We start from the raw sequence: 8,710 nt of genomic DNA, 5'->3' as shown, positions 1-8,710 counted from the left end.
CGAATTACGCTCTCAACTGAAAAAACACCATAAAGCCAGAATTGAACAATATCGATTTCGCAGAGATCCCAAGGGTTACTTGGCTAATTTAGAGAGTCGTCTTCTCTAGTAAGTTTTACCACACTAGGTTATTAGTGTTGCCCAAGAGCTTGCAAAAGTTTTAATAAATAATCGCCCTCTCTCTACGAAAACTGTTTCTTCCCAGATGAATCGATACTTTCTAGGCACTGCTGCGTCCGGTGCGTGGCAGTGGAAAGACGCTTACGAAGCTATTGAAGTGGCGCAAATCTTATATCTGCGTCATCTGGGAATTAAGATTTTATCACAACAACCTCAAGTGGTTGTGCAACAATTAGAAGAATTAACAGCCCTCTGCCCGACGCATACTCGCCGTAGTGAAGAGTCAGTACAACTTCAGCAATTCTCGACACCGTTACCATTGGCTTATCTGGTAGCCAAAACAGCATTTATGAAGGCTGATGATTTGATTCTGGAGCCAAGTGCCGGAACTGGTTTGTTAGCACAAATGGCTAAACTGCACAGTGCAAGTCTGATGCTCAACGAGCTTGCACCCGATAGATCGAAGATTCTGCGACGGCTATTCCCTGGCACTCCACTATTCTCAGTAAACGCGGAACAAATTAACGATTATCTGGCTGGTAAAACTCAGCCCTCAGTTGTGCTGATGAATCCACCTTTCTCCGCATCTCCCAAAATCAACAGTCGCAATCCCGACGCAACACCCCGGCATATCAACTCGGCATTGCAAAGACTGGCTGACGGTGGACGGCTGGTAACAATCACAGCCAACTGGTTTTCTCCGGCTAACCCAAGCTGGCGAGAGACTTTCCTTAAGTGGCAGGATTTTGCGCGAGTTCTACTATCTGTTGGGGTTAACGGCAAGGTGTACTCAAAACATGGTACACAAATCGACACCAGAATCACAGTAATTGACAAGGTTCCGACTGATAATCCCGGCGACATCCCCTGTATTTCCGAAACCTTGGACTTGCCCGAACTGCTGGCATTGATTGGGCAATTACCTGAGCGCTCTCCGTGGGAACGCTCAGAAAAAGTCAAAGCTGCTGCGGCGAAGGCAAAAGTTGTTCAATTGCCAAAACGTATTACAGTTGCACAACCAGAAACAGTTTCCTTTCTTCCAGACGACGTAGTAGTGCTGGAATATGAGGTTATCGAGTGGACGGCTAGTGAGGGTTTGAAAGATACCCTATACGAAACTTATCGCCCACAACGAATCCGAATCAAAGACGCTTTACCTCATCCCTCACTGCTTTGTGAGAGTGCAGCCCTAGCACTTGTGTCACCACCAGCACCAACTTATAAACCGCATCTTCCTAGCAACATTCTCACACAAGGCTTGTTGTCAGAGGCACAACTTGAAAGCGTTATTTACGCAGGTCAAGCGCACTGTGAATTTCTGTCTGGGTCTTATATTGTGGATGATTCGTGGGATAATGTGACTGTAGCAGCAACTAGCTCAGAAAACGCTGTTAGATTTCGCTGTGGCTGGTTCCTTGGTGATGGGACGGGTGCTGGTAAAGGACGACAGTGTGCGGGTATTATATTAGACAATTGGTGTCAGGGGCGGCGAAAAGCAATTTGGGTATCTAAAAGTTCTGCCTTAATTGAAGATGCCCGACGCGATTGGTGTGCGCTCGGAGGTAGTGAAAAAGATATCATTGACCTCAGTAACATTAAACTTGGCGACCCCATCCCTTTCACCCAAGGCATTCTGTTCTGCACCTACTCAACTCTACGTTCTCAAAAGAACGGCAAAAGTCGGCTTAAGCAAATCGTTGAGTGGGCAGGAGCAGACTTTGAGGGAGCGATCGCTTATGACGAGTGCCACAGCATGGGCAATGCAATGCCTCAAGAGGGTAAACTCGGTATGGTTGCAGCATCCCAGCAAGGCATTGTTGGGCTGAGGTTGCAAAACGCATTACCGCAGGCACGGGTTGTCTATGTCTCTGCAACTGGAGCGACGAAGGTTTCTAACCTGTCTTATGCAAATCGTCTGGGGCTTTGGCAGACTGGAGATTTCCCGTTTACCTCACGTGAGGATTTTGTGGAATCCATTGAGGGCGGTGGTATCGCCGCGATGGAAGTCGTAGCCAGGGATCTCAAGGCTTTGGGACTGTATCTGGCGCGGAGTCTCTCGTTTGAGGGGGTGGAGTATCAGACGCTCGAAATTGAGTTAACGCCGACGCAAGAACGGATTTATAATAGCTACTCCGATGCTTTTAGTGTTATTCACCATAATTTAGACAAAGCCCTGGAAGCTTGTAATATCTCTGGTTCCAAGACTTACAACCGTGCTGCAAAGATGAGCGCGGTGTCTCAGTTTGAGTCGCACAAGCAAAGATTCTTCAACCATCTGTTGACTGGCATGAAATGTCCGCAGTTAATTAAAGCAATTGAAGAGGATTTAGCTGCTCTTAACGCCGTTATTATTCAAATTGTATCAACTAATGAGGAGTTGCTTAAACGCCGACTCAATGAAGTTCCGTCCGAGGAATGGCAGGACTTAAACCTTGATTTAACACCAAGGGAATATGTCATGGACTATCTGATGAGTGCATTTCCCATTCATCTGCATTCCATTCATTCTAGAGAAGATGGAGAAGAAAGATCCGAGCCAGTCTTTGACGCTGATGGCTCTCCGGTTATCTCCCAAGAAGCTGTAGCCTTGAGAGATGCGTTAGTCGATAAGTTAGCAAGCCTTGATCCCATCCCCGGCGCATTAGAACAATTGCTGTGGCACTTCGGTAACAAGCAAGTGGCTGAAGTAACTGGTCGCAGTAAACGAGTTCTCAAGGATGATTCCGGGCGTTTGTTTGTTGATTCGCGTGGTTCCGGCGCTAACATTGCTGAAACTGCTGCATTCATGGCGGACGAGAAACAAATTCTCATCTTCTCTGATGCAGGCGGCACGGGTCGCAGCTATCACGCTGACCTCAACGCTGTGAATAGGAGACGGCGATCGCATTATTTGTTGGAAGCCGGCTGGAGGGCAGACAATGCAATTCAAGGACTTGGGCGCTCACACAGAACCAACCAAGCATCAGCACCCGTGTTCAGACCTGTTACCACTAACGTCATCGGTGAACGCCGCTTTATCTCAACCATTGCTCGAAGGCTGGATAGCTTGGGCGCACTCACAAGGGGGCAAAGGCAAACCGGAGGTAATGGGATATTTGAAGCTAAAGATAACCTTGAATCGAACTATGCAGAGTACGCACTATACGAGTTGTTTAAGCAGATATTCCAAGGTCGATTTCATGAAGTGTCACTCGGCACTTTCGAGCAAATGACAGGACTCTCGCTCACTTCCCACGAAGGCGGCATGAAAATCGACCTCCCACCCCTACGTCAATTCCTCAATCGACTACTGGCTTTACGAATTGATATGCAAAACGTGATTTTCGAGAGGTTTGAACTACTCTTGAGCCAGCAGATTGAAGCAGCGATCGCGGCGGGGGTCTACGAGATGGGTGTAGAGACACTCCGGGCTGAACGCTTTACTGTTGAGAGCCAGGAAGCTGTCTACACCCACCCTGCCACAGGTAGCGTCACCAACTACCTCAAAATTGAGCGAGTTCAGAAGAACAACATCAGAACGGCTCAAGAGATGGTTGAGTTTGCTGCCAAGTACCAAGGGCAATTCATGGTGAATGAGAAAGGTCGTGCGGCGATAACAATTCCAACGCATAGTCTATTCGACTCTGAGGGTGGAGTTGTCCCAAGAGTTTTGCTGATTCGCCCACAGAAAGAAACTCGCCTACCAGTCCAAGACTTGGAATCTTCCACTTGGCGGCAGGTTTCGGCTGACACCTTTGCTGCTGCTTGGTCTATTGAAGTAGACGCACTGCCCAAGTTCACTACCGATTACCTGCATTTGGTAACTGGTATTGGGGTAAAGACAAGATACGCGCAAAATTTATCACGATGTAAAGTCTTGTAACAAATTTACTCAGAAGCCTAAATTTAACTTTTCATCTAGTGCCTGTGGAATCGTATCGAGATCAATTAGATAATCGCCAAAACGCTTGATATGACTGGTTAAATAAGGACTCAAAGCCGCGAAATCTTCCCGCTCCCAGAAAAAACCTTCTTTTCTTAGCTGAAGCAAAACCTCAGTTAAATCAACTACATTATGGAAAATAACAGCATTAGCTACTAAATCACCGTACTTGATTGTCTTCTCTTGTTGTTCAGGGTCATTACTAGCAATCACCCCTTCTCCTCCAAAGCAAAACCACTTAGAAAAGCCATTATAAGATTCTACCTTATTAGTCATTGCTGTAATTTGTTGACGGAACTTTTGGTCAGAGATGAACTGTAATAAAAAAATAGTTCTAATAACTCTCCCTAACTCTCGAAACGCTTGATAGAGTTTGTTCTTACGACTATAGTTTCCCAATTTTCGTAACAACATATCTGAAGAAATCTTGCCTTTTTTAATAGAAATAACTACTCGCAATAAGTCTGACCAATGAGTTTGGATCAGTTCCCAATTAATTACCCCTTTAAATAGGGAGTCAATGTGCTGATAAACTGTCTCCTTATCAGGACGATAGAAAACCAAATCTTGCCAATTTCTGATGCGAGGCATGAGTTGAATACCTAACAAATAGGATAAGGCAAAGACAGGAGTAGACTGTCCTTGAGTATCAGCATGAATAATCGACGGTTGAATTTCCGATGTGTTCTTGAGAAGTCCTTCAATAATATATACTGCTTCCCAAGTTCCACAAGGAATAAAATGACTAAACAGAGCTATATAACTATCAGCGACATGATGATAAGCAATACCACCATACCCACCATAGCGAATATGATATTCCGAAAGTAAATTTTGCTCGTATAGGTCATATTTAGTTCCATCAGCAGCAGCCGTCGTGCCGTCTCCCCAGAACTTAGTTAATGGCATTACATTGTAGCGATTGATAATATCTACTAGAGCAGTATTGAGTCCTTTTAAACTAATATGTCTCTGATTGACAAAAGTGAGCATTCTTGACGTAACAACGCCTCTCATGTGACGCGCCGCTTGAGTCGCTCCTAGATTGCATCCATAAGTGAAAGTGGTTAATAAATAGCGTTCTGTAGAGCGTTCTAATTTTGAATCAGAACCACTCAAAGGCCCAAAATGTCGAGTAAAATTTGTCCAATAGTCTACATCTCTTAGAATATCAATTAAGTTACGCTCTGGCATTCTTTCAGAGATTAAAGCCTCTAAGTTTTTGAGGGAAGCACTCTCACGATTAGCTGACGGACGTTTTAAAACAGGTTCTCCTTGCTCGCTAATAACAACAGATGTATTATTGGGATAGCCTTGATCAACTGACGATGCTGTTTGGGTTAATAAATTTTCTAAATTCTCGACAAAATCTTCAGCCTTAGTAGGAAAGCCTAATTGTTGACAATATGCTTCAACCAATGGTTGACAGTCCTTCCAAGAAAGTAATTGTTCTCGATAGTCAGCATAAGCCTCACTGTTAAAGACACAAATATCCCCTGATTTTAATTCAGCAGCTACATAAGAAAAAATACAAATCTCCAAATGGCGGCGCATCACTCTTGTGACATCTTTGGACTGAACTATCACTAATTTTTGCCATTGCTGCGAAATAAAAGATAAGTCAACTTCTGTTTCTATCCACTCCCCTCGCCGATGAGAATTAGACAATAAAATTTCCACGGCTTTAACCAATTTATCGTCACTACTGGTAGATTCTATCTTCAGGAACTTAAATACCCGAAAGAAAGCACTACGATGACTTTTATAAAATCGCCATAGTAAGGGGAAGTAATTATTACCTTGATAAGCATTGATTTCTTCACACTCAGTTAATAGTTGTTCAACTCCTCCCGTTTGCTTGAAGATAGCTTGTAATTGCTCTATCGGTTTTAAATCGGGAGCATCTTCATTGAAAACTACTAGGACATCGGTGAGGACAGATACTAATTTTTCTGTGGTTATCTGCTGTCTTTTTTTGATAGAGTCTAATTCCTCAATAGCTAGATTATGGATTTTTTTCATCTGCTTGAGGAACATTTCTACTAGGTAATCACGAGTCTGCACTTGAGCAGAATAGATGAGGCAAAGAAGTAAGGTTAATTGCTTATTCAGAGTAATATCCTTCATCTCGGAAGCACTAAGAGCTTTAGCTTCAGAGGTAAAATGTTTGACTTTCGCCCTAGTTAGTCCTTGAAGATAGGGAGCGATTTATCCCAGTGTTTCTAACCAAGTTAAATGGACAATTAAATCATTAAGATGATTTCGACTTGATTTTTGAGGAAGTTTTTTCAGGTCATTATAAGGACTGCGTTCAACTGTTGCGTAATTATCTAATAAATCCTTTAATCGCTGGATATATTCAGGATTAAGTTGACTAATTACCTGGGAGAATATTTTTTGGTTTACTTCTTTTCTGAGATGATTAACTAAACGGTCTAAGGTATTAAAACCAGGGAGTTCATAGCGTTCCTTGACAACTTCTTCAATGGCTACATTGATTAAATCGGCTGGATTATCCATCCTTAATGCTGATTCAGTGATGACTGCTGTGATTAGAGCCTTGCCTTTTTGATTAAAAGGACTCACCTGGAGATAAGAGCGAATCGCTTTTTTGTGGCGGGATAAAGTTGGTGGATATTGATAGCTAAAACTCCTATCTTCTTGAAGAGCCAGTGCCGTCCGAATATGGTTGATGATAGCGAGAGGGATGTCCGCTATTTGGGGGAAATAGCCTAATCTCTGAAATACTTTGAGTAAAACTAGCAGATTAAAATAGTTCTCTTCCCCAGTCGTAACTTTTAAGGCGAATGCTATCTCTATCCTAGTGGGGGTGTAAATTTTATCGAGTTCATTGGCGGTATAGTACCGTTTGAATCTGGGATAAGCTGTCCGTTCAATTGATGCCACAAGTGAGAGAAAAGATGGTCATTTTCAGTTTACAAGAGCATTGTTATCGCCCCAAAAGGCTCAATCTGTCCAAAAAGATTCAAATCTTTGGGGGGACATCTGCGTGTAGCGAACTGTATGGTGAATGTTCTTATGTCCCAAGTAGTCCTGAATCGCTCTGGTATCATGACCCTGTGAAGCAAGATAATAGCCACAAGCATGACGCAGTTGATGAGGATGAACAGATTCGTTAAGTCCGGCTAATTCTCCAGCTCTGCCTATAATGTGACGGATAGTTCTGGTAGACAGGGGAGCTTTGCGCTCGGAGACGAATACATACTGGGTTTCGGGATAATCTCGTTTAATCTGACGTAATGCCCTCAATTCAGGAGCGCGTAGGGGATGAATGCTATCATGCCCGTGTTTTACTCTTTTTATCTCAATATAGCCGTCGTTCAAATCAATTTGTGACCATTTTAGAGAAACTAATTCCGCCGTGCGAAGCCCATGCCGAAACATGAGTAAAATAATCGCTGCATCTCGAACTCCATGCCTTCCGAATGAATGCGCCGCTTTGATCATCGCTTCAACTTCCTTTGGACGCAAATATTCCCGCTCTCGCTTTGAAGCTACTTTCACCGGGGGAGGAGGGTGAGAAACCATCTTTGCCGAAAAGGGAAGTTGGGGTGGTTGGGTAAGAATGCCTCAAAGGCTTATGTTCTGTTTCTCTCTCCATCATACATTGCCTAAATTGAACCCAACTAGGCAATGTTTTCTAGACATAAATACATGGCTACTTTACACAACTTTACACCGTGATAAATTTTGCGCGTATCTTGTCTTTACCCCGTATTCTCCTACCCATCTGGAAAATACTACCACAGCAAAATAGTCGAGTATTCCGACTGCAAACCAGCGATGGACAAAAGATTCTCGGTCGGGTGGTAAATGCTCACGACATTCAAACCGTGCGCGAACAACTTGGACTAAGGAACCAGGTGTTTTCTCCAGAAGAACTTGTGAAGCTGGTACTAAACGAGAGATATACACAGCAACTACCAGGAGGAATTACGCTGCGGCGGTCTTTCGTTGCTAATGAACCTCGCATAGAACTGGTTAATGCTATCTCACTGGCAGAGCGACTCTTAGCTGTGGGTTGCTTCACCGAGATCATCAACTGGTGCAAACGGGTATTCATTCCGGTTTCAGACAAAGCCCCAGCTATTCTAGCGGCTGTGATTGAAATCTTGGGATAAGTCAAAAGCTGATGTATTTATTAGATACATCAGCTTATTTTTCGCTCAAACAAAAGTGTGATGGTCTCACATTTTGCACCAAGAAAAATTGATGTAATCGGTATCACCGTGTCAGAAAAGAAAAATTTGGAGCTACGACCGAGCAGAGTTGTTGCACAATATGGCATTCTATTCAGAAATGATTGGCTACTCTGAAGCGAGACTGCATTACCCCCAAGTGGTGTGAACAATACATCAAAAGGTATAGCCTCGGTATATATCTCAGTATAGGTGTTATTAGTTCCAGGCTTCACCCCATCCTTAAGGTCGAGGAAAAGCTCGACCTTACTAATCTCAATCTTCTTACCTCGCAACTGGAAAGGGAAACGTTCCGGTGTCAAAGCAAGTTCTAATTTTTGGCTAGGTGCTGTTGAATCAACTGGGTGCAAGAATCGATCCCATTCAGTTGAAAACTTGTGTTTCGCACTGAATAGTCGTGTAAGTGGGGCTTTGTCTGCACCAGCGATCGCATTCTATACAGCTTGTT

General features: G+C 43.6%; 4 protein-coding genes and 1 pseudogene. 2 read left to right on the top strand and 3 right to left on the bottom strand.

The window, feature by feature from the left end; genetic code table 11:
- Nucleotides 1-205: 205 nt before the first annotated feature.
- Nucleotides 206-3,982, top strand: coding sequence for a strawberry notch family protein (locus LC653_RS25795; protein WP_229497559.1), 3,777 nt, complete (start codon nucleotides 206-208; stop codon nucleotides 3,980-3,982).
- Between the two features lie 9 nt (nucleotides 3,983-3,991).
- Here LC653_RS25795 and LC653_RS25790 read toward each other — a convergent pair.
- Nucleotides 3,992-6,949, bottom strand: a pseudogene (locus tag LC653_RS25790) (Tn3 family transposase).
- A 60-nt stretch (nucleotides 6,950-7,009) separates the two neighbouring features.
- The gene (locus LC653_RS25785; RefSeq protein WP_229497558.1) at nucleotides 7,010-7,591 is read right to left on the bottom strand and encodes a tyrosine-type recombinase/integrase; all 582 of its coding nucleotides are present in this window, start codon (nucleotides 7,589-7,591) and stop codon (nucleotides 7,010-7,012) included.
- A 173-nt stretch (nucleotides 7,592-7,764) separates the two neighbouring features.
- On the opposite strand from LC653_RS25785, the gene LC653_RS25780 reads away from it, so the two are divergent.
- Complete coding sequence (locus tag LC653_RS25780; RefSeq protein WP_229497557.1) at nucleotides 7,765-8,184, top strand: hypothetical protein; 420 nt, start codon at nucleotides 7,765-7,767, stop codon at nucleotides 8,182-8,184.
- A 29-nt stretch (nucleotides 8,185-8,213) separates the two neighbouring features.
- Here the strand turns inward: LC653_RS25780 and LC653_RS25775 are convergent, their stop codons facing one another.
- Nucleotides 8,214-8,612: a hypothetical protein gene (locus tag LC653_RS25775; RefSeq protein WP_229497556.1), complete on the bottom strand. Its 399-nt coding sequence runs from the start codon at nucleotides 8,610-8,612 to the stop codon at nucleotides 8,214-8,216.
- Nucleotides 8,613-8,710: the final 98 nt, after the last annotated feature.

Origin of the sequence: Nostoc mirabile CHAB5784 (assembly GCF_020829645.1) — a bacterium.
In the GTDB taxonomy this organism is placed as follows: Bacteria; Cyanobacteriota; Cyanobacteriia; order Cyanobacteriales; family Nostocaceae; genus Nostoc; species Nostoc mirabile.
The sequence above is the reverse complement of the archived record's forward strand: the minus strand, read 5'-3'. Positions and strand labels throughout refer to the sequence as shown.